The sequence below is a fragment of the Adlercreutzia wanghongyangiae genome, from assembly GCF_035989245.1.
Lineage (GTDB): Bacteria > Actinomycetota > Coriobacteriia > Coriobacteriales > Eggerthellaceae > Adlercreutzia > Adlercreutzia wanghongyangiae.
In genome coordinates, this window is the sequence record NZ_JAYMFF010000031.1 from 1 (window position 1) to 24356 (window position 24356).

Here is a 24356-nt window from a genome sequence, read left to right on the forward strand (position 1 = left end):
CTTCGGGGCTACCTGCTCTCGTAGCGCTTCACGTTCATGGCGCGCATGGCGTTCAGGATGGCGATGACGGCCACGCCCACGTCGGCGAACACGGCCATCCACATGTTCGCGATGCCGAAGGCCGCCAGGATGAGCACGGCGAACTTGATGCCGAGCGCGAACACGATGTTCTGCCAGACGATGCGCATGGTGTGGCGAGCCAGGTCGATGGCTTTCGCGATGTCGTCGGGGTTGTCGTTCATGAGCACGATGTCGGCGGCCTCGATGGCGGCGTCGGACCCCATGGCGCCCATGGCGATGCCGATGTCGGCGCGGGTGAGCACCGGCGCGTCGTTGATGCCGTCGCCCACGAAGGCGAGCTTGCCCTTGCCGTGGGTGGTCGTCTCGGTGGCGGCCAGCAGCGCTTCTACCTGGGACACCTTGTCCTGGGGCAGCAGTTCGGCGTGCACCTCGTCGATGCCGAGGTCGGCTGCCACGGCTTGGGCCACGGCCGCGCGGTCGCCGGTGAGCATGACCGTGCGCTTCACGCCGGCCGCGTGCAAATCGGCGATGGCGCGCTTGGCCTGGGGCTTCACCGTGTCGGCGATGACCACGTGCCCGGCGAAGCGGCCGTCTATGGCCACATACAGCACCGTGCCGGCGGCATCGGTCGCCTCGAAGGTCACGTTGCGGGTGCCCATGAGCTTCCCGTTGCCCACGAGCACGGACTTGCCGTCCACGAGTGCCGCCACGCCCTGGCCGCTGATCTCCTCCACGTCGCTCACGCGGGCGGCGTCCAGGGGGCTGCCGTAAGCCTCGCGCACCGATGCCGCGATGGGGTGGGTCGAGAAGGACTCGGCCAGCGCCGCGGTGGCGATGAGCTCGCCCTCGGTGAAGCCGGCGGCCGGGGCAATCTCGGTTACGGCGAAGGTGCCGTCGGTCAGCGTGCCGGTCTTATCGAACACCACGACCTCGGTGGAGCCCAAAGCCTCCAGGTAGTTCGATCCCTTCACTAAGATGCCCAGGCGCGAGGCGCCGCCGATGCCGCCGAAGAACGACAGCGGCACCGAGATGACGAGCGCGCAGGGGCACGACACCACGAGGAAGGTGAGGCCGCGCAGCACCCAGTCGGCCCAGTCGCCGCCGAGCAGCAGCGGGGGCACCACGGCCAGAAGTGCTGCCACGCCCACGACGATGGGGGTGTACACGCGGGCGAAGCGCGTGATGAAGTTCTCGGTGCGAGCCTTCTTCTCGGCGGCATTCTCCACCAGCTCCAGGATGCGGCTGACGGTGGAGTCCTCGAAGGGCTTGGTGGCGCGCACGACGATTTTGCCCGTGAGGTTCACGCAGCCTGAGATGACCTCGTCGCCCGGGCGCGCCGTGCGGGGCACCGACTCGCCGGTGAGCGCTGCGGTGTCCACCTGGCTGTCGCCCGACACGATAACGCCGTCCAGCGGAATGCGCTCGCCGGGCATGACGATGAACTCGTCGTCGGGGGCCAGCTCGAAGGGATCCACCTGCTTCAGCTTCCCCTCTTCCATCACGTTGGCGAACTCGGGCGCAATATCCATCATGTCGGCGATGGACTTGCGCGACTTGTCCACGGCATAGCTCTGAAACAGCTCGCCCACCTGGAAGAACAGCATCACGGCAGCGCCTTCGGCCATGTGCGGCTCGGTATGCGGGAACAGCACCAACGCGAACGCGCCGAAGGTGGCCACGGTCATGAGGAAGTCCTCGTCGAGCGCGTGTCCGCGCGCGAGTCCCCTAAAGGCGCCGGCGATGACGTCGTAGCCGGCGATAAGATAGGGGATGAGGAAGAGCACGAACTCAGCGTACACGTCGCCGGGGGTGCCGAAGGCGTCGCGCAGGATGCCCATGTTTTCCACGACGATGATGGCGAAGAAGATGACGAGGGCGACGATAATGCGGGTGAGGAGTCGCTTTTGTTTGGGGCTCATGATGGGGTCCTTCTGGGTCCGCTTCCGATCAGGGGGCAATACTCGATGCTCAGACAGTCCTCGCTCGGCGAAACAGCCCACTGGGCTGTTTCGTTCGCTGCGGAACTGCGTGTCGAGCATCGCCCCCTGATCGGAAGCTGCTCTTACGGGGTTGAGAGAACAGTAGGCTGGGGGCGCTGCGGAACTGCGCGCGGAGGCACGCCCCGCGCCTGCCGACTACTCTTACGGGCTTGAGGGGGCTGGTGTCGGGCGCATTGAACTGCGCGTCGAGCGCCCCCCTGCTCAGAAGCTGCTCTTACGGGCTTGAGGGGGCTGCTAGCGCTTGATGAGGCAGTCTTTCTCATAGCTGGTGCATACCTGTTGGGCGGCGTCGATGATGGCGGCGAAGGCCTCGGCGTCGTCTGCCTCGGCGTCGATCACGAGCTTGCTCGTCATGAAGCTGATGGTGGCCTTGTTTACGCCGGACAGCTGGCTGATGCCGGCTTCCATCTTCGCGGCGCAGTTGGCGCAATCCAGGTTCTCCAGTTTGAATGCCTTTCGCATGGTGGTTCCTTTCTCGTTCCCACTTAATGGTGGCTGGGGGTTTGGGATGGCGCGGCGGGGATTACTCGCAGATGTGGGTGATGCCCTGGGCGAGGATGGTGTACACGTGGTTATCGGACAGGGCGTAAATGACGTTCTTGCCGTCGCGGGTGGCGCGCACGAGGCGAGCCTGCTTCAGGTTCCGCAGCTGGTGGCTGACGGCGCTCTGGGTGCAGCCCACCACTTCGGTGATTTCGCCGACCGACAGGTCACCGCCCATCAGCGCGAACAGAATCTTGATGCGGGTGGTGTCCGAGAAGGCCTTGAACAGGTCGGCCACATCGAAGAGCAGTTCTTCGTCGGGCATTTCCGCGAACAGCGGCTCGGTATCGGGGCGGTTGCAACCGCAGGCGCAATCGGCGAGCGATGCCTGCGCGGCGCTTACGACGGCCTCCGCTTCCCGCTCGATGGCAGTGGCCATGGGCTGCTCCTTTCGCTTTAGGTCAGAGGATTCGGCCGTTCGACTGATCCCTTCTTATCGATATAACAACATATGAACAACTATTCATAAGTATAGGGAGCGTCACGGTTCTGTCAAGGGGAGGGAAGCGAGAAAGTTTTCTTTGCGCCCAACGGCAAACAAAGCGTAAGGGCCTCGTTGTCGCCGGCGGTGCGCGTAGAGCTACCATAAAAGACGCGATGCGCGTGGCCCGGGCCCTGCGAGGCTCGGAATGGCGGCGCGGTGAGCCGCCCTTTTTCGACCTATCCTGCGCATCGAAGGCTCGAATGAAAGGTGATGCAATGAGAGCGTACAAGATCGTGGATGCCGACTATGTGAAGCGAGAGATCGGGCGCGTGCCCCTGGTAGACGTGCGGCCGCCGCTGTACTACAACACAGGGCATATTCCCACGGCGGTGAACATTCGGCTTGACGTGGCGGCCGCGGCGGCTGATCCGTCCGAATCGCTGGCGGAAATGTTCCAGGATAACGGCATTTTTCCCGAAGATGGCGTGATCGTGTACTGTCAGTCGGGCATCCATGCGAAGATCGCCTGTGATTACCTGGTGCAGGCCGGCTATAGCCAGCTGTACCTGTATGCGGGCAGCATGAACGACTGGACGAGCGATCCGGCGCGGCCTGTGGAACGCACCGACCGAGCGTTCGCGCGGGCTTCATAGGGGGAAGCGAGGGTTATGGAGACGAAAGGGCATGCGACGAATGCGGACGGCGCGGCTGCCGATAAGGCAGGCCGCGCCGCTGCCGTGCTGGGCAAGGGTGGTGTTGCGGCGGTAGTGCGCCATGTGGTGACAAGCCTGCCGTTCATCTTGCTGGTGGCGGTGGTGGTGGGCCTGGTGCTCGGGCAGCTGGCCTCGGCCGATGTCATCGCCGTGGTGGCCACGGTGGGTGATGTGCTGCGGCAGATCATCGTGTTCTGCGTGCCGCTGATCATCATCGGGTTCATTGCGCCTTCCATCGCGAAGCTGGGCGAGAACGTGTCGCGCATTCTGGGCGTGGCGCTGCTGATAGCCTACGCGTCCACCCTGGGTGCGGCCCTGCTCTCCATGGCGGCCGGCTTCGGCATCATTCCGCATCTCACCTTGGCCGACGGCGCCGAGGCCCTGCGCGAGATTCCCAACCTGGAGTTTCCGCTGGATATTCCCGCCATTATGCCCGTCACGAGCGCGCTGGCCCTGGCGCTTATGCTAGGGCTGGCGGCCGTGTGGGTGAAGGCCGCGCGGTTCACGGCCCTGCTCGTGGAATTCCAGCGCATGGTGCTCGCCATCGTGGTGAAGATCGTTATTCCCATTCTGCCCGTCTTCATTGTGTGCACCTTCGCGGGGCTGTCCTGGGAAGGCGCGCTCACGAGCCAGTTGCCGGTGTTCCTGGTGGTCATCGCCATTGTGCTCGTGGGGCATTTCGTGTGGCTCGCGGTGCTGTACGGGGCGGCCGGCGTCTATTCGCGCACGAACCCCTGGGAGGTGCTGCGCCACTACGGGTCGGCCTACCTTACGGCGGTGGGCACCATGTCGTCGGCGGCCACGCTGGGGGTAGCGCTGGAATGCGCCGGTCAGGCGAAGACGCTGCGGCGCGACATGGTGAGTTTCGGCATTCCGCTGTTCGCGAACATCCATCTGTGCGGGTCGGTGCTGACCGAGGTGTTCTTCTGCATGGTGGTGTCGCAGATTCTGTACGGCGCGCTGCCCGGCTTGCCCACCATGCTGCTGTTCTGCGTGCTGCTGGGCGTGTTCGCCATTGGCGCTCCCGGGGTGCCGGGCGGCACGGTGATGGCGTCGCTCGGCCTGGTCACGGGGCTGCTCGGGTTCGATGGAGCCGGCACGGCGCTCGTGCTCACGGTGTTCGCGCTGCAGGACAGCTTCGGCACCGCCTGCAACGTGACCGGCGACGGCGCGCTCACGCTGATCCTTTCGGGTTACGCGAACCGCCACGAGGTGGCTGACGCCATGAGCCCGGCCCAGGAGACGTTCTTCGATGGTGAGATTGCCGAGGGCGCGGGCGCAGGTCGCGAGAAGCCGGCTGGGGAAGGCGCCACCAGCATGGCGGGGACTGAGGCCGCCGCAACTGCCGCGGAGGCCGACACGGAGATCGGCGCAGCGCAAGGGAAGCGCCCGTAGGGGGGTGCCCGTAGGGAGGCTCCCGTAGGGAAGCTCCCGCAGGGGCGGGCTTCAGCCCGCCCGAAAGGCCGCGAAGCCTTCCGACTTGCATTTCCCGCTCTTCCCGCGGGCGGCCTGAAGGCCGCCCCTACGGGGCTCCCCGCTGGCTCCCCAGCATTTTCTTGGCCTTCTTCCCCCCCTTCCGCCCTACGAACTCGTGACAGCTGCGGGATGTTTGGCGCGCTTGCGGTTGCGGTCGCCTACCATTGGAGGCGCATTACGGCAATGGTGAGAGGCGGTTTCCGATGGTCGGCACTCTGACGACACCCGAGGCTATTCCCGGTTTTCCCGAATTCGGGCACATTCCCTTCGAGGGGCTGCACAACACGCGCGATTTGGGCGGTCTGCCCGCGGCCGATGGACGCCGCATCAAGCCGGCACTGCTGCTGCGGTCGGGCGCGCTGCACAAGGCGACCGAGGAAGACCTCGCGCGGCTCCTGGCCGACTATCATCTGGAAGGTGTGGTCGATTTCCGCACCGAGCTGGAGCGCGACAAGGAACCCGACCCTCGCGAGCTCATGGAGGGCGTGGTGTTCTACGACCTCCCGGCGCTTGCTGGCGAGACCATGGGCATCACCCACGGAGCGGGGCTCGCGAAGGACATGAAGGCGCTGGAGGCCGTAAGCGCCCAGCCCCATGAGATGGTGAAGAAGATGTATCCGCGGATTCTGCTGGGCGATGCAGGACGGGTGGCGTACCGCTCGCTTCTGAACGTGCTTCTGGAATCGGACGGCGGGGCGGTGCTGTGGCATTGCTCCGAGGGCAAGGACCGCGCCGGCTTGGGTGCCGTGGTGGTGGAGCGCGCGCTCGGCGTGCCTGAGCCCGATGTGCGCGCCGACTACCTGGCCACCAACTTGTTCGCTCGCACGCGCGCTGAGGGCATTCTGGATGCTCTGGCCGCGAAGCTGCCGGCTCTGCGCGGGCTGGATGCCGATATCGACTCGTTCTTCTACGCCTACGCCGACTACTACGACGCCGCCATGGACGCTGTGGGCGACGCTTTCGGTACCTTCGACGCCTACCTTGCCGAGGCGCTGGACTTCGGCCCCGAGAAGCAGGCGGCCCTGCGCGCGAAGTATTTGCACTAACTCGCAGTCATTCCCGAACAGCGGCCCACCGTAGGGGCGGCCTTCAGGTCGCCCGCTCGGGAAGGATCCCTATTGGCGTCTTTCCGCGCATTATCTGCTCCACTCTCGCGGCGACCCCAACCTCCCGTGTCATTCTGAGCGCAGCGCGGAGCGCGAAGTCGAAGGATCTCCCTCGCCGCCCATTCCGCAGTTTGATGATATTTCGCACGCTGGAAATATGCCCCCGTGCGCGGAGGTGTAAAATCGCCCTCGAACATTCCGCAACCCAAGGAGGCACCGTGGCTGAGTCCGCAACCCCGGAACAGATTGTCATCGTCGTCGATTTCGGCGCCCAGTACGGGCAGCTCATCGCCCGCCGCGTGCGCGATTTGCACGTGTATTCCGAAATCGTGCCGTGCGACATCACGGCCGAGGAAGTGCGTGCTATGGCGCCTGCGGCCATCATCTTGTCCGGCGGCCCGGCCAGCGTGTATGCGGAAGACGCGCCCTCCATCGACCCGGAGATTCTCTCGCTCGGCATTCCCGTGCTGGGCTTCTGCTACGGCCAGCAGGCCATGGCCGTGGCGCTCGGCGGGGAAGTGGCCCACACCGAGAAGGGCGAGTACGGCCCGGCGGTCATCACGCGGGCGGGCGAGTCGGCGCTGTTCGACGGAACTCCCGGCGAGCAGACCGTGTGGATGAGCCACCGCGACGCCGTGAGCCGCGTGCCCGAGGGCTTCTCCATCACGTCGCGCACCGAGGTGTGCCCGGTGGCGTCGATGGAATATCCCGAGCGGCGCCTGTTCGCCACGCAGTTCCACCCCGAGGTGCGCCACACCGAGTTCGGCCAGACGCTGCTGCGCAATTTCCTGTTCGGCGTGTGCGAGCTTGAGCCCGATTGGACCATGGACTCCATCATCGAGGACTCGGTGGAGGCCATCCGCGCCGAGGTGGGGGACGACCGCGTGATTTTAGGCCTTTCGGGCGGCGTGGACTCGTCGGTGGTGGCGGCGCTGTGTGCTCGCGCCATCGGCAAGCAGCTGACCTGCGTATTCGTGAACCACGGCCTTCTGCGCAAGGGCGAGCCCGAGGAAGTGGAAGAGGTGTTCACGAAGCAGTTCGATGTGGACTTCATTCACGTGCATGCCGAGGAGCGCTACCTGGAGCTTCTGGCCGGCGTGACCGACCCGGAGGAGAAGCGCCGCATCATCGGCACGCAGTTCTGGAAGGAGTTCTTCGCCGTGGCGGAGGACCTGGCCCAGGACGGCCGCCCGGTGAAGTACCTGGCCCAGGGCACTATTTACCCCGACATCATCGAGAGCGGCGCGCGCAAGACCGGCGGGAAGGCGAGCACCATCAAGTCGCATCATAACTTGATTCCGTTCCCCGAGGGCGTGCATTTCGACCTAATTGAGCCTTTGGACCACTTCTTCAAGGACGAGGTGCGCGCGCTGGGCACGGCGCTCGGGCTGCCCGACTACATCGTGCACCGCCAGCCCTTCCCGGGGCCGGGTTTGGCCATCCGCATCATCGGCGATGTGGACGCCGAGAAGCTGGACATCCTGAAGAACGCCGACGCCATCGTGCGGGCGGAGCTGGACGCCTACAACGAGCGCCTGTTCGCCGAGACGGGCGAGCGCAACAGCGAACACGGTGTGTGGCAGTACTTCGCCGTGCTGCCCGACATCAAGAGCGTAGGCGTCATGGGCGACGAGCGCACCTACGCCCGCCCGGTCATCCTGCGCGCCGTCGAAAGCTCCGACGCCATGACCGCCGACTGGGCGCGTTTGCCCTACGATGTCCTAGCCCGCATCTCCGGCCGCATAGTAGCCGAAGTCCCCGGCGTGAACCGCGTGGCATACGACATCACCAGCAAGCCCCCGGCGACGATCGAGTGGGAGTAAGTTTTACCAGTTCAAGGATGATTTTATTGCGCTCATATGGGATTGCGTGAGCGAAGAAGGTAGGTGGCTCGAAGTTCAGCTTACGGTCATGGCTGCCTGTGGCCCCGATTGGTGGAACGATTAGGAGGATAACCGTGTGCAATGCTGATGCCGTGAAGAGCGAGCATGCTGACGGCCTGAACGGACTTGCTGGAAGACTCTTCAAGATGATTACGGGCATACCCGGCAACACGGTCATTTCGCCTTCCTGCCTTTTCCAAACATTGTCGCTGGCTGCAGCGGTCACTGGCGGAGACACGCGGGCGCAGATCGTCGACGCCCTCGGCGGCGATAAGCAGATGAGGTCAGAGGCCGCCTCCATCTCGGAGATCGAGAGGCCGAAGTACGGGTGCAAGAACTTCCAGTACTCGACTGGGGCGTCGATATGGCTGGACAAGGACGTGAGGACCAACGACCCAGAGCTGGCGAGAAAGGGCTTTCCCATCGCATGCGCCATCGAGCGTGTCGCGATGGGCGGCGAGGACGCTAAAGCCCGAATGGGCGAATGGCTCTCCAGCAACACGGGTGGCCTCTACTCTGAGGCTCCTGACATGAGTCCGGATACGCTGGCCGCCCTCATAGGGGCGATGCACCTGAGGGATTCGTGGAGCGACGGATTCGAAGAGGACGCGCCTCGCGTTTTCCAACTGGATGGAGGAAACGCCGTGAGGGCGGACTTCATGCTGGGATGGGACCACTACGACGTCCTCGACACGGAGGGTTCGACCACCTTGTCGAAGGACCTCACGTCGGGATGCAGGATGTACGCGTCGCTGCCTCCTGCAGGCTGCTCCCTGAAGGATTACGTTTCCACCGGTGCCGCTTGGAAGAACATCTCCTCAAATATCGCCGGAAAGAGCACCGAGTCCTATCGCGAGTGCAAGGTGTACATGCCCCGCTTCGAGCTTGTATCCGACGGTGTGGACCTCAAGCGCTTCCTCATGGAAGCGGGCTTGACGCGCCTGTTCGAGCCCGGGGCCGACTTCGGCCCCCTCAGTCCCGACGATCTTATGGTCGACGACGTCATCCAGAGCACTAGGCTCAAGATCGACGAGGAGGGGCTAGAGGGGGCGTCGTACGCACTTATGTGCGTATGCGCCGGGGCACTCCCAGAGGACAAGCCCGAGCCGCGTGAGATCGTCTTCGACAGACCCTTCGCCGTGGCGGTCACCGCGCCCGACGGGCACCCGCTCTTCGTGGGCACCGTCGAGCGGCCGAGCGCGGAACATCGTCCGTCCAAGAGCCTGAGGGGCGTGGTCTACGGGGCCGCCATCGGCGATGCGCTCGGGGTTCCCTATGAGTTCATGGCCCGCGACAGCTTCGAATGCGACGGCATGGTCGGCGGAGGGGCGCACGGGATGCCCGCTGGCACGTTCTCGGACGACACGTCACTTTTGCTCGCTACCTGCGACAGCATCAGGGAACGTGGCGGCTTCGACATCGAGGACATGCGGGAGCGCTTCCAGGCGTGGCTCTTCGAGGGCGCGTATACCGCTGACGGCAGCGCCTTCGACGTGGGGAATGCCACCGCCGCGGCGCTCCGGCAGGGGTTCGGCTGCGACGGCGAGAGGTCGAACGGCAACGGATCGCTCATGCGCATCGCGCCTTTGGCGCTCACGGACGCCACCGACGACGAGATACGGGCAGTCTCTGCCATCACGCACGCGCATCCCGTGTCCATGGAGGCGTGCGTCTTCTTCGTGCACGTCCTTCGGGATTTGCTCGCGGGGGAATGGATCGAGGATGCCATAGGGCGGAACATTCCCGACGACGAGCGCTTCGCGTTTCTCAAAGGCGTACAGAATGCGTCACGAGACGGCATCCGGTCGACTGGCTATGTCCTCGACACCCTGGGTGCGGCGCTCTGGTGCGCCTGCAACACTGACAGCTATGAAGAATGCGTGCTCGAAGCTGTTAATCTCGGGGACGATTCAGACACCACGGCCTGCGTCGCCGGAGCCCTGGCGGGGTCGATGTACGGTCCAGATGACATTCCCTGGATGTGGATGGAGCAGCTTCGCGGCAAGGAGATAATAGATAGCTGCCTGTTTTAGTTTAGGAGACGTGCTGCCTGATCAGAGCCGCTGTGGCAAGTTGCCACGGCGATACAGAATGTTTGTAAAAACGAGCCGCCTACGCTTCCGATGGCCGAGCCCTCGATGCGGTGTGCCTGTAATGCCGACGGCTACGAGGAGTGTGTGACGGAGATCGTGAACACTTGGGCGACGATACCGACACCACCGCCTGCGTGATCGGCGCTTTGGTCAGGACGATGTACGGCCTTGGTTCCATCCCTCAGGAATGGATGGAGCGGCTTCGTGGAAAAGAGATCATCGAGAGCGGCTTCTGCAAAGTGACCAGCGCCTCGCCTCGATGGTGGCAACGCTTGATGCACTTTAGACCAAGGAGGTTATCCGCTCGATTACGATTCTACCTGCCTCTTGAGCGTCGTATCCGAATTTTGCGGCTCCTCCGATGATGAGCGAATCGCAGTCGTGGCAAAAGTCGTTGTCGGCCAGCTTTGTCTCGAGGTTTTTCCTTAAGAGGGCCTGCGTGAGTCCTTGCGGTCTATAGGCATCAAATGCGGCCATAATGTCTTCTGGTGCGAGCTTGAGCTCAGTTAAAGCGAGCCACAGATCGAACAGATCTCGGCCTTTCGAGCGCTGGTACAAGGCACGTACTTTTGTCGCACAAAGCTCCTCGACTTGAAACACGGGAACATCGGCCTGCCTGGAAAACCAACTGTTCTCTACAAGCAGGGGAAGAGTGGTGAGGGAAAGCATAGGGGAGCGTTCGAAGGTGTTGATTTCCAGCTTGATCTTGCGCTTGACGCCGGATGCGGAGACAAACCGCCAAAAGACTTTGGGATGGGCCGCCATCTGGGTCTTCACTTCAAATCCGAGGTCTTTTCCCATGGCGGTGAGCCGCTTCATGATGTCTCCGATGCCGCCGGCGCTCGTCCTCACAAAATCGAGGTCTTCGCTGTAGCGCGCCGGTTTCGCTAGATAAAGTTTATGGAAGGCAGTGCCTCCGCGCAGCACGAGTTCCTTTCCAAGCAATTCATCGCTTGAGATCTCGCAGATTGCTTGCGTAAGAAGGAGGTCTTGCTCGACTTGATCCGCGCTCGGCCAAGGGTGATCGATGGACCATTGAGTCACAATGCTTTCGGGAATCATATATCTGGATCGACCTCCTTGTTCACGAAGATATTCCAGCGCACATCAAGCGATCCGCCTCTTGGGGCGTTCGGGGACAGGTAAGATGGCGAGGCGCCCTTTTCCGCGGAGGCTCTAGCCAGATCGCCCAGTCCATCGATTTCTGCAACATGCTCTAAGATCCACCCAAGTCTTCTGACGGCGGCAGCGGAATGGGCGGGGGCGGCGGTGAGAACGTCGCTCATGAAATCGTCGTTCTCCCAAGCGAGCTCCGCGATTACCGTTGCCGCGTTGTCGAGGCCGCCTGAGATGTCGGGATCCGCCGCTACGTCGAGCATTGTTGCGCCGACTGTAGAAACTCGCACGAAAGAGGAGCCTGACACCATTCTCGTTGCTGGGATCTGGTCGATGCGGCCTCTTGTCAGGAAGCGCAGTTTCGATCGACCGATCTCCCTGTCGGAAATATGTTTCGATGATGCTACCTGGAACTCTTGGGGCGCCTGGTGTCCTGCGCCGTACAGGAAGGCGGCACTTAACCAGCCCACGTAATAGCTACATCCAAGGAAAGCCATCATGTCATTGATGTAGGCGTCCGGCTCCGGCGCTCCCCATGTGGCCCTTTCCGGGGGCACTGGCACCCAAAGCCCCCTTGTCGGCGAGACGATGGCTCCGGCTTTTCTCTGCGCTGCCAGGCGCGTTCTCACCTGCCCGGGTGGGATACTTAGCAAGTTGGCTATCTCATCGGTGCGCATGGACGTTACGCCGTGGGAGAGCATCCAGGTGGAAAGCCCGGATGCTCTCATTTCTCTATCCATATGTTGAAGCGTAGCTTGATTCATATTTCCCAAAGTAACAGAATTCGTAACTTTAGACAATATGAATCAACTGTCGAAACCTGTGTTCCTCATAGGCATCCACCGGCAAAAAGGATCGATTGCGTGTGCAGTTTTCCGAGGCTCTCGAATATGTGAGTCGCTGGTCGCGTTAGGGGCAAACCGATACCTCTGGCATCCTCGCCCCTCTACTCGTTCTCCTCCACGATGCGCTGGTAGGTCTTCGTGTCGGCGTAGATCTGGTCCTTCAGCGGGTTCAGCTTCAGTTTGCGGATGCGATAGAACTGATAGGCCGCCAGCACCACGTTCGACGCCAGCGCGAGCAGGCTCACCACGAAGAACGCCGTGGGGTTGTGCGTGGTCGGAATGGGGGCGAGCACGTCAGCGAACTGGGGCACCGTCATCACGAACATGATCCAGAGCGCCAGCGTCTGCGCCCGATGCTGCAGCCATGCGCCGCGCTTGATGAAGAACGTCGGGATGGTGCAGGCCAGAAGCAGTGCCAGGCCGCAGTAGGCGGAGTGGTCCGAGATGCAGTTGTAGGTGTAGGCGAAGTTCCAAAGATCGTAGGCGATGACCCAGGCCCAGATCATGTCCGGCCAGATCATGTCCTTCGACGGGTCCTTCGAGATGAAGATGCCGAACCAGCCGCAGATCGTGATGATGTTCAGGATGCCCGCGATGCCGTTCATGATGTTCCACGGGCCCGAAATGGTCCACAGGTTCTCAACGACGCCGCCCTGCCACAGCCCGAAGCTGAACACCTGGAAGTCGCGAATGACGGCCTCAGCGATATTGATTGCCAGGATGAGCGGCGGGAAGCACAGCGCCCAGCGCTTCTCGTAGAGGTAGTGGGTTTTGCCGTCCTTGCCGCGCCATTTCACGAAGCGCAGCGCGATGAACCCGAGGCACCCCGCCAGCGCGGAGTAGGTCTTCACCCAGTTGAACCAGGTGCCCGTGCCGTACTCGTTGCCGGGCGCGGCAGTTTCGGGCCACACGAACAGGGTGAGTGCGATCGGCACGACCGCGAACAGGGCGAGTCCGCACCACAGCTTGGCGCGGCCCAGCTCGTTGAAGGCCATCAGGGCGAAGAGGACGAAAAGCCAAATGACCCAGTAGATGGGGTCGGCTGCCTGGTAGAGGATGCCCATGAGGTCTCCTTTCGTCGGCATGTGCCCGCGCATTTCGGAGGCGGGAATGCGGCTTGCGATGCGCCCGTGTACGGGTCGATTCGCTTGAAGTCTAGCAAATGCCGGTATCGCAATATTTCACAAAAAATATAGCTTTTGACACCAAGAGATCTTTTTGACATTACCGTCGGTCTCCTTGATTTATCTCTGCAACAGCCTAGCCGCCGTCAACAGCGCTGAAATACTCTTGGAGACATCTTCGGGATTAGATCCTCTTCCCCATGAAATTCGTACGGCGGATTCAGCTCGCTCCAAATCAAGTCCCATCGCCGTTAATACATAACTAGGCTCGTAGCTACTTGATGTGCACGCTGATCCATTGGAGATGGAAAGCTCTTGCTTTGTTGCAATCATCAGGGCTTCGGACGAAACCTGCTCGAAACTGACATTGATACATGTAGGCACCGAGCGAGTCTGGTCTCCGTTAATTTCGAATTGCAAACCAGAGCTACTGAGCATGTCAATTACAAGGGATTTAACCTCAACTTCTCGCTCATAATCCGTAACCCATTCAAGTGAGCAAAGTTCGGCCGCCTTGCCAAAGCCAGCAATAAGCGCAACCGGCTGAGTCCCGGGGCTAATACCCCTTTCCTGTCCACCACCAAAAAAAAGAGGACTTATCGGAGGCAATGCATAGTTACGCCGCCTCGTTATCAACGCGCCAATTCCCTGCGGTCCATACATCTTATGGGCTGTTACTGACATTAGATCGTATTTGAGCTTTTTGACATTAACGACAAGCTTGCCGAAGCTTTGAGCGGCGTCAATGTGGAAAAAAGTATGGGGAAAACAAGACAAGAGGCGTTCGCCCAGTTCTTGAACGGGCTGAATGATGCCAGTCTCGTTATTCACGTGCATTACGGAAACGGCAAGCGTATCATCCCGGACTCGACCGAGAATGTCGTCCGCTGCCACAGTGCCACTTTTAGCGGCCGGAACATATTCGACATCAAATCCCATATCCTCCAAGTGCTTCGCAGCATTTAGAACTGCTTTATGCTCGATTGCAGTAGTTATGAGATGCTTTCGACCGTTTCTTTTTCCATATTCCGCCAAACCGAGAATTGCAATGTTGTCACTCTCTGTGGCCCCGCTCGTAAAAACAACCTCTGAAGTATCAACATCAGCAAGAGAAGCGACCGTGGCTCGCGCCTGCTCAACTATTTTTCGGCAGTCTTCACCCTCCAAATGAGTTCTACTCCCTGCGTTGCCCAGATGATTTATATAGACGTCATGCATTACATCCGCAACACGAGGGTCGATAGGGGTGGTCGCGTTGTAATCTAGGTATGTCGGCATACGCTCTCCTATTCGAGGCCTAGTGCCAGAAGATCATCTATAGACCGAATGAAGTTTGTTCCGGATAGATATCCAATTCCACGTTCAAGATGCAAAGTAAAATACTTTGCAAGAGCAATTTCATCTGTTTCGAGGCAGTTGTTTCTGCACCAGTCAATGAGAAGCGCCTCGTAAACGCATCCCATATCGCCAGCAAACGTATGCCAAGACATCTCAACTCCGCCTTCGTATTCAATGGCTATATCAACCGGAATCGATCCTTCCTTTAGGGAATAGCAGAAAGCCCAGCGCGCGAGGATATTCCAGTTCTTTATTCCAGTTTTGCCCTTCAATCGCGACAGCTTATCCTTTGATTGCGCGGATATGCGCACCTGTTTCATTAGCATGATCTGCCGCCTTTAAAGTAGCCTTCAACGATTGCTGTAGAACGGGTTTCGTCGCTATACACAAGTGTGTATTCATCTGAGATATTTGGTTTTAAGGCCTCGTAATAGTCTCCGAACACCTCAGAGTCCGTCGACAGGATGATTGTCTGATCAGATGCGTTTGGGAAATAGGTTTTCGCAATTGACATTCGATGCGCGGAATCGAGACGCGCCAAAGGGGTGTCGACTATTACCGGCAGTTTCTTATCTGAGCATTTTGCCAGAGCCCACAATATCGATATGACCATCAGCTGCTTCTCGCCAGCCGAAAGCAAGCCGCGATCGACAGGACGACCATCGGTGCCGAAGAATGTCAGCTCGAGCGATTGGGGATTCATTACAACGTTAGATATCAGCGTCTTCTTGTTGGCGAGAGCTGCGTAACATTCTGTAATGGTTTGAGCCAGCAAGCCAGTTTTTCTTTCCTGCAACCTCAAGGCGTACTCTTCAAATATTTCCTCAGCGAGTTTTATGTACTTCACAGCACGAGCGTCGTCCTCGGCGGCGTTGAGTTCGGAAAGGTAGCGTCTCATCGAACGCTTATACTCAGCATTTTTCCTGATGTATTCCCCGTTAGTCGAAGCCCTCTTCTCGCGAAGTATCGAAAGCTCCTTGCCGATATCGGTCAGCTTTTTCGTCGTTTGGTCTATGGCTGCGCGCGCTGTCTTCACTGCTGACTCATCAACAGGAATCGACAAAAAGTTCTTTGCCTCGTCAATCTTTGCTTCCAGCTCTGCCTTTCTGGATTTCCAGAGCCGATACTCGGTTTCGATTGTTGGAAGTCCCCATACAAGCATTGAGAGCGCCTCCACTTTGTCTGATGTTGCGCCATATATCGGCGTTGATGAGTTCGAAGCTATTCGCCCCTCTGCGAAAGAAAGAAATTCCCGGATCACTTCACCGTCACCGCTATACTCATCAAGCGTGGCGTTGAGTTGCTTCAAAGCGCCAGCCATCATGGAACGCTCATATTCCTTTCGCATGTTGTCAGACAGCTCAGGAAGAGAAGATGCGAACATGGAGAACGGTGCATCGCCGCTTGAAAGTTGCACCCCCATCTCCTTTACGTCGCAGAGCTGATGTTCGAGTGTCGCAAGCCTCTCTTCGTAAGCCGCTCTTTGCGCGACAGCCTCTCCACCTGCCGCCATATAATCGGTCCGAAACATCTCTAGTGATTTCTCAAGTGCAAAATTCCTACTTTCAAGCTCCTTGATCTCAATATCGTAATCTGAGATTAGTTCCTTTAACGAATCAATCCCTCGCACCTGTGCCTCGACGGAAGCAACTGTTTCCCTGGCCGATTGGCTTTTGCCTACACGACGCGCCAAAGTCGACAAGTCTCTTTGCAGCGAGTCAACAACGGATACGCCGAGAAGCGCGCGGATTGATTCCCGAAGCTGCTCCTCTGATCCATCTAGAGCAAGCTCTGCTATCTTTTCTCCATCAAAAAAGAAAAACCCTGACAATGCCCTAGGAAGAATGCCCTCGACGAATGCGGGCCAGTTTTCAGTCAGGAACGTATCGTAAGTTCCGTTACGATCAACCTCGGTCTCCATACGGACTCGCTGTCCAGACACGTCCCATGAACGAGTTACGGTCAGGAGCTCGGTGTGGCCATCTTTTTCATGCGTAAAGGCAAGCGCAATTCTGGCTTTTGTGGAGCCATCGTCCATGTTTGTCTTTGCTCTTAGATACTGTCCGAAAGTTGAATACTCGCTTTCGGCATATGCAACCGAGTTTGCACCGTACAACGCTGCGAGAACAGCCTCAAGCAGCGTTGTCTTGCCCCTGCCGTTCATACCTCCAATAAGGACAACGGGCTTATTGGATTTGAACCGAAACTCATTGACGCCGCGATAGATGCCGAAGTTGTTAAGCTTCAGGGATACGAGACGCACTATTCCTCACCGCCCTCAAACTCGTCGAGTGACCTCTCTGCGATTTGGAGATCGGCGTGCTCCGCCCTCTCTCGACGAGCAAGATAAAACCTTGTCGCATCTTCTTCATTCGAATAGCAGTTTTTCCGCACCGCAGCTTCAAGGTGCCTGAAAATGTCTTTTCGCTGATTAAGACTTTGGGATCTTGCTTCGATGTCAAGAAGCGAATAGGCGAGTTCAAATGACAACTCTTCGTCGGGAGAGATTTCCGTACAGATGTCTCGAAGCAACTCCCATTCCTCGTTACCCAGCGAAGAAGGAGTAATCCATGTGTCATCCGAGAAGTCCTCCCCTGTCACGCTCCTGTATATCCTGGGAACGGCATCATCGAATTCATGCTTCTCAAATACCCAAATCCTTCGAATTTGCTGCAGTTCATTTAAACTTATTAGTTCGAGATCTGAATATTCCTCCGGTGCCAGTTGCCTTACCACCAGTTGAAGCTCAAGAAGTTTTTTGAGCCACTCTTCACGAACTTCTTTTTTGTATGGGCCATGATGGAGTTTTCGTTCGTCTCCCTGTAAAGATCCGTTCATTTTCCTGAAGCTTCTTCGGGAGAGGTCGGCTTCTTCGTTCCCAATTTCGTTTCTGAACATGAGCAACGGACCCAGCCACTGCTTTTCGACGTCGTTGTTAATCATCGCTTGCATCGACTTGTCTTCGGAAACCATGGTGCACACCCAACACCCGAAGCGGCTTTTGCCGCAACTTGGCAAGTCTTTCTCAACCATGAGAGGGCATTCGTTGTCGGCTGTTGCTCCACGATACAATGTCAGAAGCTCGTTGTTGGAGTAGCCCCAAGGATTCTTGTACTGCATCAAGAAGAGCCACACGTCATCGTTCCCCCATTCCGAAATGGGGGAAAACACCAATTCATTCATTAAAGAGGGGTTCGGGCTCAGCAATTCCCTGATGCGCTTCTTTTCGTAGTGGGCCATGGTCCTTGCACGCCTGCTGCTCTCGGACTTGCGGGTGCCAAGAACGAGGATTATCTCTCCGTATTCAGATATTCGTCCTTTAATGAAATCGTTGACAGGTCTGATTTTCATTCGATCCGTGCACCAACGATACTTCTTTCTTGGAAAAGGGTAGCCGCGACCCAATAAATTTACCCAAAAAGTTTGGTCAGGAGCTGGCGTCAGCCTATGGATAGCAAAAGGCAGGCCTCTTTCATTTGCAGTTTGTCGCATCTTGTCTAAAGACTTCTCGGCCCAGCGTTCGACAACCGGACTCTCGACCATCGTATCGGTATGAATAATGTGAACTGCCTTGCTTAGTTTTTCGGCGGGTAACGACTGTAGAGCGAGCCACACGAGTTGCAAAGTCGCTGTGCTGTCCTTGCCTCCCGAGTATCCTATAACCCAAGGAACGTCGTCGGCTTGATAAAGGTTTCGGATTGTCTCCATCAATCCTTCGATTTCGTCTTTCGTTACCGTCTGGCTGATGTTGGGATTCATTTTCCATTCCCTTCGTGGCGCCCGGCTAAAAACGATGACTCCCTCTCCCTCTCTTCCTCTCCGAGAGGTATGCCTAAAGAGGTCTTTATCGCATTGGCAGTCAAATAAATGGCGGCTTCGTTTGTGATAATTCTCCCCTTGCTGTTAATAGTCCTAAGATGCCAAATGTCTGCGTCCCTGCTCCAGTCGATCTCCTCAAGGCATTCAAGCGCGACTAGATCATCGCCCTCTTTGAAGAAATAGGCGCCGACGCGCCCCAGCGCCTGGAGGCAAACCGACTGTGTCGCAATGGTTTTTTCCCGCAAATCTTGTTTAGACAGGGACCGGGAGTCCAGATCGATCCAGGGCTGCATATGGCTTGCCACCGCCGACCAGTACTGCACGAGAAAACGGCTGAAGAGGTCACTGACGTCGTCTCCTGCTAGTATTTTCTTGTTGGCCTTATAGAACATGTTGAGCGTGAAGAGAGAGGCAGACAGCTTGCCGAGGTTGTCTTTCTCTTTGTCGGTGTACCTGTCGATGAAATCAACCTCTTTCACTGCCATACGAGTAGCAACGGCAAGTTCGTCGCGCGAGTCGTAGAGCTCTGAAATTGAGTTAGAGGTGCGGACCGCATGCTTGTTCAGATCTGTAAACATCTGTTGACTGCGTGCTAGGCCCTGATCCTCGTAAAAAACGACGGAAATGGTTTCCGAACCAAGATCGTCTCTTTCGGACAGGGCATCCAGAATAGCAGCGATGCGATGTTGGCCGTCGTTTATCAAAAAGGTGGCATCCATCGAGACTTCAAGCATTCCCAACGGCCCAGATCCTACCTCGTTAAACTCAATCTCACCGTCAATAGATGCTGCAAGCGCAGAGAATACATAAGTGTTGGGATTATCCAAGATATAATTACAAATCTCGGGGATTCGTTGCTCGTTGAGCCTTCTCTGCGCCCGATACTCGGGCTGAATGTATTCATCATCTGAGACGAAGAGCTTGGGAAGCATGCGCAGCGGAAGCATTGCAATGTAGTAATTGCGTCCCGCCTGCAAGCCCCTCACAGCAGGGAATCTATATGCGAAATCCATCTACGCTCCTTCAGTAGATAGCGAAATGCTACTTAAGTAGTTTACTACTTAAGTAGCATTTCGTCTTGAAGGAAAGCAATTAATTCATAGGAGAATTCTTATCACGCCAGTATTCCCAGAATGCCCTGTCGCGCATGGAGATTGGAGCAGCCCCTTCGCCCATTTTCACTATCGAACAGTGTTTTGCCAGCTGTTTGACCTCGTTAAACAGGTAATTCTCTGCTGGACTTTTAGCCTCCGTATTAAACACAAACCTGATATCAGATGGATCCAAATCAGCGACATTGTGCACAACCCAGGTAAGAATGTACTTCGAATAGTCATCTTCTTTCGATTTGAAGTGTTTGAGAAATTGGGTGGATAAAATCGTGCCCACTCCAAATTCTCTCCCCTCTTTCAGGATTCTCTTCAATGATGGAAATCCTTGGCTAAGGAAATTGTCCGCCTCGTCAACCAAGATCATTTTCGTGAGCTCTCTAAGGTTTCCATGGAACGAACTGTGTCCGTGAGAATGCATTTGTGAATAGAAAAGATCTACCGTAATCCCCACGACGAGGTTTTGGATATCTTGGTCATATCCAGATAGATCTACCACAACCACGCCATCGAGCATGTCATAGAGAGAACGTGTTTTTAGAGGATCGCTTTCAAATATCTCGAACTCATGAACCTTGTCCATGATTGCTGCGAGGGAGTCGTTCTTCTTCGTATCTTCATCGTCCATGTAAAGCCTGTAGACGGTCTCAAATGTAGGTGGAACCCTGTCCCAAGTTGCCTCATCATCTGGTTTTATCTGTTTGAGCTCGTAGGCTTTCATGATGAAGTTGTAGAGGATGCTTTCTTGGATAGCCCCGAGCTTGGAAGACGAGCAAGCCCTCACCAATGTGTCTTTAAAGGTATTCGCAACATGTTTGGGAAGCAACGGCAAATCATTTTCGCGCCTATTTATTGAAAGTGGATTAAAGGGCAGATGGTAAGGCTTGTAAACGGTTGCATTCGTGGCCTGAATGAAATCGTGCTGTCGGGAGTTGTAATCTCCCTTGTAGTCGAAAATCAGAATGCCAAGCGTGCTGTTACCTGGATTTTCGAAGCGGTTTGCATAAATCTGAGCTACAAGTGATTTGGTGAATTGGGTTTTTCCGGTGCCCATTGTGCCAATAATACCAGTGTTGGTATGGAAAAGCCTGCTGGTGTCACACGGCTCCCACAGCACCTCACCATTAGAATCCCGATCCTCCCCAAGGAGAACCTTGATCCCTGAAGGGATCGCAGATGAAGGTTCCACCGAAATATCTACGCCCCCGCATGCAGGAGGGCAATCGCTTTCCATGGGATTACTTGCAGAATCAGAAGGATCATCGTCCGGCCACGGCCCCTCGTGAGGCTTCTCAGGCATTTCCAAATGTGAAGATTCGACCGCAACAGCATTTCCTGCTGGTATGCCGACATTTCCCGCTGGCAAGTCAACAACAAACTCATGGAAGCCTACTATTTTTCTTGTTTCTAGATTGCCGCCAACTGTAATATCGGGAATTGTTATGGACGGAATTGTAATGACTTTTATTCCTTCACATTCATCAATGTTTAAAACATCCGCATCATCCTTAAAGGCACACACCGTTCCTTTGGGAAGCCCACATTCATTGGCGGTAATGATTTCATAATCCTCGTTCTGTAGAGCTTCTCGACAGTCATCCAGCAACCAATTCCAATTAACTGCCGGAAAGACTTCATACATCTTCATTTTTGAGGCACTGATAAGTACTTTTTGCATGAACGAATTTCTGGCTATACGAGTTGAAAGTCTGCCTTTGATCTCATCCCCCCAGAAGCTTTCCATAAAAGCAGAGTAAGTTGCAGAAGCCTGGGCAACGCCTTTGTCGATTTCGCTACTGTTGCAGTGTCCAACTTTCACCTCAACAGGATGGAGAACAATACGCAGTCTGCTTCCATCGCCCAAAACCCCCACGAGCAAGATATCGTCGGATTTCGGCCCCTTGGAAGACCGCCCCGAATTTTTCCACGATAAGAGCTCGTCGTCTGGAGAAAGTCCCAAGCCGGAGGAGACGCGGAGTATTTCTTCAAGGGAAAGGGGCACCCACACTATGCCATCATGGGCGTAGTGCGCTACGGAAGCTTTTACAGCTGCCAGTGTGCTCATTCTGGACCGGGGCACATAATTGTTTTTCGCGGATGCAAGAAAACTTAGCAGCCAAGTCCCATTAAATGCATTGGCAAAGTTGACTACATCTCTAACATGGTCGCCCATATCGCCGTTCGCGACCCCCGCCAGCGCCTCGCGGATAACGCTCTCGTACTGCGCGGACTTTTTCGTAACGGTAATAGCGTCATATCCGTTTGAAGACTCTTGGTCCGTGTAGTAGATGATCAAAAGGTTTCCGGCTCCTTCCTTCTCATGGAAATACGAGGGGTCTACCTTGGGATCTATCAAGACAACCCAGTTTGAGGCGTCGTAGATACGTTCCAGCAGCTTCTCGCTTGCGGGGTTAACAGCGGCGGTCAGCACTACTCCATCTTGGAAGGGAGATGAGCTATAGGCCGCAACTTGAAGCGAGTTAAGCCTCGATACGAACCTCAAGAACTCATTATCTTTGGCGAATTTGGTGCCAAATCCGCTTTTAAACCAGCCGTTGGAATTGGTTGTTGGTTCTACTCCAATTGCGCCAGAAAGCATAATTCCGGTGTTTAGCTCTGACGACAAATTCGTGTTTTGGTTAACTTCGGAGGACCCAGCCACAAAAGCGATGTGCGAATAACTAAGCTGCTTGTCTGCTTCGCCGGAATCATGTAATGAGAAACTAAGATGCTCGAGAAGAAGAAGGACGAATTCATACTTCTGGTAGTCAGATTCCTCATTAATCAATGACTTCTCGATAAGAAAGCCTTCGAGGGCGTCTTGGTCAAAAAGGTATTCGAAAGCAGTCGATTCAACCGGGCTGCCATAGCAATCAACATGAATCCTGATTATGTTCTCGGAAGGGATTTGATTCTTGTCAAGTTGTCTAAAGAGGTACCCGACAATTCCCACGAACACCTCTTCGCACTTCCCAAGATCATGGCATGCAATCTTTAGCCTGTGATCAGAAGAGCCTTCGAACAAGAAGGCGAAGTGGCTTAGATAATCTTCGATTTTTCCAGTCACCAATCGCGCAATAAAGCTATCGGAGCCTTTTGCTTCGTCAGAGTTGAGCGGATAATAGCGTGACCATTCTGGGAGTCCTAGCGAGTCGGACGCAGCATAGCAGCATTCCTCAAAGCGTATCATCGGCAGCATTTGCGATGGGCCAAGTTTCGAAACGGCAGCCCTGAGTCTGGGATCCTCCCCTGCGTCAATTTCACCAGACTCTATAACCTTTAGTTGATAGGCGAGATTCAAGGGATGCAAGGGGGTATAGGTGACGAACTTTGTTGGAGCAGAACAGTAAATAGCGCCTATTTCAAGAAGGTCGGCATATTCCTGCGAAGAAGCGCCTTCGCGAATCGAGGAAATCGCCTCTGCGTACTTCTCAGCGCAGTCTTCTACAAGGGGCTTCAGCTGTTCTGTGCCGAAATAAGTAAGTGTCGGTAAAAGGTCATTGTGCCTTAGATATTCAATAAGACGGTTATAAGAGTCTCTGAGAGATTGGGGAAGAGAGAGGCTCCGGCATGCGTACTCGCCATTATTGCAACTCATGCTAAGCCAGCCCGATTGCACCATTTTCTTGCCAACAGCAAGAGCGTCGATCAGAGACCTGTTCTGCAGAGAGAATTCGCGTGCTCCGAGTTGGAGATGAGAGTCGTCAATAAGCCTGAAACTTTGTTTGCAGGTAATCTTTTCTCTGTAGACAGTCTCCGGAGTTAGCGAAGGGATTTTCCTGACATCCTTGCTGACAGAGAAGGGAACTGGACATCCTCCGCAGGACACGCTAAAACGCACGTTTGAAGTGTCCTCATCAAGTTTTGCGTCGTCAACGAGAATGGTCAGGCATTGGTCAATGTGGCACGAATACTGCCCCTCTGGAGCAAGATTCTCCTCAACAAAGATTTTGCCAGAAGGGTTAAACACCAACTTTTCGTCCACAACCGACAGATCAAGACAGCACTTGCTGGGCTTGTTCTTTGCTCTAACCAATGATCGGCTTAAAAGGTTGTCAAAATAACACATGTCAGTTTTTATGACAGCGATGCTGAGCGTGTATCTGTCAACTTTCGCCTGGGCGAAAGTTGACGTCTTTCCCGTTTCAAGGGGCACGGTCGTGCAAGCCCGACGCCCCGCTCCCTCCTTTTCAGTAAAACACCTGATCTGTTTGGCCTCGTCAATATGAGACTCCCTAAGTATGTCGTCGAGCCGATAACGAATTGCTACATCTTTCGCTTCATCCGGAGCAAATACTAGAAAGTGAATTCTTCTGCGCTTTGCTAAGCTATCTCCTTCCAGCCGATACGACCACTGGCTTGGGGATATTACGATGTCTGGATTACTCGGAACATCGACAGTAAATGAGCCTTCCTTCAGTTCGATGTGGCCCGTGCTCTTCTTTGACGAAATTACGGATTTGTATTCAAGGTCAGCGTACCAGGGCTCGTCATCTCTTTTTTTGTCCTTAAGGTCTTTGATTAACTTTGCGGTATAAGACCCCTCTAGTTTCTCGGCAAAATCACCGCGACTAAACGCTTGATCAATTCTTTCGAATTCGCCCGCATTGTCTTCTAGACGGCGAAGTGTCTGTTTATCCCTGAATTCGCTGCATGCGGAAATTCCATCGACAGGTTGAATTGCAGAGCCAGCCGAACGCCTGAGCGACGGCAGGGTTTTCCCAGTTAGCCGGACGGCCCCGCAAG

Annotated in this window: 17 protein-coding genes; 5 read left to right on the forward strand and 12 right to left on the reverse strand. The window is 56.4% G+C overall.

Annotation, left to right across the window (positions count from 1 at the left end; translation table 11 throughout):
- Positions 1 to 8: 8 nt before the first annotated feature.
- The 3 genes from VIN30_RS11270 to VIN30_RS11280 all read right to left on the reverse strand — a co-directional run bounded on the left by VIN30_RS11270 (position 9) and on the right by VIN30_RS11280 (position 2829).
- Positions 9 to 1940 (reverse strand): heavy metal translocating P-type ATPase, encoded by a 1932-nt coding sequence (locus VIN30_RS11270; RefSeq protein ID WP_326426100.1) that lies wholly within the window; start codon positions 1938 to 1940, stop codon positions 9 to 11.
- A gap of 315 nt (positions 1941 to 2255) precedes the next feature.
- On the reverse strand, positions 2256 to 2483 hold the full coding sequence (locus tag VIN30_RS11275; RefSeq protein WP_338211600.1) for a cation transporter: 228 nt from the start codon (positions 2481 to 2483) through the stop codon (positions 2256 to 2258).
- Between the two features lie 61 nt (positions 2484 to 2544).
- Positions 2545 to 2829 (reverse strand): ArsR/SmtB family transcription factor, encoded by a 285-nt coding sequence (locus VIN30_RS11280; protein ID WP_338211618.1) that lies wholly within the window; start codon positions 2827 to 2829, stop codon positions 2545 to 2547.
- Between the two features lie 434 nt (positions 2830 to 3263).
- On the opposite strand from VIN30_RS11280, the gene VIN30_RS11285 reads away from it, so the two are divergent.
- The 5 genes from VIN30_RS11285 to VIN30_RS11305 all read left to right on the forward strand — a co-directional run bounded on the left by VIN30_RS11285 (position 3264) and on the right by VIN30_RS11305 (position 10199).
- Positions 3264 to 3641 (forward strand): sulfurtransferase, encoded by a 378-nt coding sequence (locus VIN30_RS11285; RefSeq protein ID WP_338211602.1) that lies wholly within the window; start codon positions 3264 to 3266, stop codon positions 3639 to 3641.
- 15 nt (positions 3642 to 3656) lie between these two features.
- On the forward strand, positions 3657 to 5096 hold the full coding sequence (locus tag VIN30_RS11290) for a cation:dicarboxylate symporter family transporter (protein ID WP_338211604.1): 1440 nt from the start codon (positions 3657 to 3659) through the stop codon (positions 5094 to 5096).
- 284 nt (positions 5097 to 5380) lie between these two features.
- Positions 5381 to 6223, forward strand: a complete 843-nt coding sequence (locus tag VIN30_RS11295) for a tyrosine-protein phosphatase (protein ID WP_338211606.1) — start codon at positions 5381 to 5383, stop codon at positions 6221 to 6223.
- A 278-nt stretch (positions 6224 to 6501) separates the two neighbouring features.
- On the forward strand, positions 6502 to 8106 hold the full coding sequence (gene guaA, locus VIN30_RS11300; RefSeq protein WP_338211607.1) for a glutamine-hydrolyzing GMP synthase: 1605 nt from the start codon (positions 6502 to 6504) through the stop codon (positions 8104 to 8106).
- A gap of 134 nt (positions 8107 to 8240) precedes the next feature.
- Complete coding sequence (locus VIN30_RS11305) at positions 8241 to 10199, forward strand: ADP-ribosylglycohydrolase family protein (protein ID WP_338211608.1); 1959 nt, start codon at positions 8241 to 8243, stop codon at positions 10197 to 10199.
- A 342-nt stretch (positions 10200 to 10541) separates the two neighbouring features.
- On the opposite strand, the gene VIN30_RS11310 is transcribed toward VIN30_RS11305, so the two are convergent.
- The 9 genes from VIN30_RS11310 to VIN30_RS11350 all read right to left on the reverse strand — a co-directional run.
- A complete protein-coding gene (locus VIN30_RS11310; RefSeq protein ID WP_338211609.1) occupies positions 10542 to 11321 on the reverse strand; it encodes a nucleotidyl transferase AbiEii/AbiGii toxin family protein in 780 nt (259 codons plus the stop codon).
- Positions 11318 to 12052 (reverse strand): type IV toxin-antitoxin system AbiEi family antitoxin domain-containing protein, encoded by a 735-nt coding sequence (locus VIN30_RS11315; RefSeq protein WP_338211610.1) that lies wholly within the window; start codon positions 12050 to 12052, stop codon positions 11318 to 11320. The genes VIN30_RS11310 and VIN30_RS11315 overlap by 4 nt, the downstream gene beginning before the upstream one ends.
- A gap of 269 nt (positions 12053 to 12321) precedes the next feature.
- Positions 12322 to 13284, reverse strand: coding sequence for a DUF5692 family protein (locus tag VIN30_RS11320; protein ID WP_338211611.1), 963 nt, complete (start codon positions 13282 to 13284; stop codon positions 12322 to 12324).
- Positions 13285 to 13464: 180 nt separating this feature from the next.
- Complete coding sequence (locus VIN30_RS11325) at positions 13465 to 14622, reverse strand: cysteine desulfurase family protein (protein WP_338211612.1); 1158 nt, start codon at positions 14620 to 14622, stop codon at positions 13465 to 13467.
- 8 nt (positions 14623 to 14630) lie between these two features.
- The gene (dndE, locus tag VIN30_RS11330) at positions 14631 to 15008 is read right to left on the reverse strand and encodes a DNA sulfur modification protein DndE (RefSeq protein ID WP_338211613.1); all 378 of its coding nucleotides are present in this window, start codon (positions 15006 to 15008) and stop codon (positions 14631 to 14633) included.
- Positions 15002 to 16945 carry a DNA sulfur modification protein DndD gene (dndD, locus tag VIN30_RS11335; RefSeq protein WP_338211614.1) on the reverse strand — a complete coding sequence of 648 codons (1944 nt, stop codon included), beginning with the start codon at positions 16943 to 16945 and terminating at the stop codon, positions 15002 to 15004. Before dndD ends, dndE begins: the two co-directional genes overlap by 7 nt.
- The gene (gene dndC / locus VIN30_RS11340) at positions 16945 to 18441 is read right to left on the reverse strand and encodes a DNA phosphorothioation system sulfurtransferase DndC (RefSeq protein WP_338211615.1); all 1497 of its coding nucleotides are present in this window, start codon (positions 18439 to 18441) and stop codon (positions 16945 to 16947) included. The genes dndD and dndC overlap by 1 nt, the downstream gene beginning before the upstream one ends.
- A complete protein-coding gene (dndB, locus tag VIN30_RS11345) occupies positions 18438 to 19514 on the reverse strand; it encodes a DNA sulfur modification protein DndB (protein WP_338211616.1) in 1077 nt (358 codons plus the stop codon). The genes dndC and dndB overlap by 4 nt, the downstream gene beginning before the upstream one ends.
- Positions 19515 to 19593: 79 nt before the next feature.
- The coding region (locus VIN30_RS11350; protein WP_338211617.1) for a helicase HerA domain-containing protein at positions 19594 to 24356 on the reverse strand (4763 nt) is incomplete at its 5' end.

Bases quoted from the DNA above. Each gene is read 5' to 3' on its own strand.
- VIN30_RS11315 (WP_338211610.1), bottom strand. From the start codon at position 12,052: ATGCGCACCGATGAGATAGCCAACTTGCTAAGTATCCCACCCGGGCAG.
- VIN30_RS11295 (WP_338211606.1), top strand. From the start codon at position 5,381: ATGGTCGGCACTCTGACGACACCCGAGGCTATTCCCGGTTTTCCCGAA.
- VIN30_RS11280 (WP_338211618.1), bottom strand. From the start codon at position 2,829: ATGCCCGACGAAGAACTGCTCTTCGATGTGGCCGACCTGTTCAAGGCC.
- VIN30_RS11310 (WP_338211609.1), bottom strand. From the start codon at position 11,321: ATGATTCCCGAAAGCATTGTGACTCAATGGTCCATCGATCACCCTTGG.
- dndE (WP_338211613.1), bottom strand. From the start codon at position 15,008: ATGCTAATGAAACAGGTGCGCATATCCGCGCAATCAAAGGATAAGCTG.
- dndB (WP_338211616.1), bottom strand. From the start codon at position 19,514: ATGGATTTCGCATATAGATTCCCTGCTGTGAGGGGCTTGCAGGCGGGA.
- VIN30_RS11290 (WP_338211604.1), top strand. From the start codon at position 3,657: ATGGAGACGAAAGGGCATGCGACGAATGCGGACGGCGCGGCTGCCGAT.
- dndC (WP_338211615.1), bottom strand. From the start codon at position 18,441: ATGAATCCCAACATCAGCCAGACGGTAACGAAAGACGAAATCGAAGGA.
- VIN30_RS11325 (WP_338211612.1), bottom strand. From the start codon at position 14,622: ATGCCGACATACCTAGATTACAACGCGACCACCCCTATCGACCCTCGT.
- VIN30_RS11285 (WP_338211602.1), top strand. From the start codon at position 3,264: ATGAGAGCGTACAAGATCGTGGATGCCGACTATGTGAAGCGAGAGATC.
- VIN30_RS11320 (WP_338211611.1), bottom strand. From the start codon at position 13,284: ATGGGCATCCTCTACCAGGCAGCCGACCCCATCTACTGGGTCATTTGG.
- VIN30_RS11270 (WP_326426100.1), bottom strand. From the start codon at position 1,940: ATGAGCCCCAAACAAAAGCGACTCCTCACCCGCATTATCGTCGCCCTC.
- VIN30_RS11275 (WP_338211600.1), bottom strand. From the start codon at position 2,483: ATGCGAAAGGCATTCAAACTGGAGAACCTGGATTGCGCCAACTGCGCC.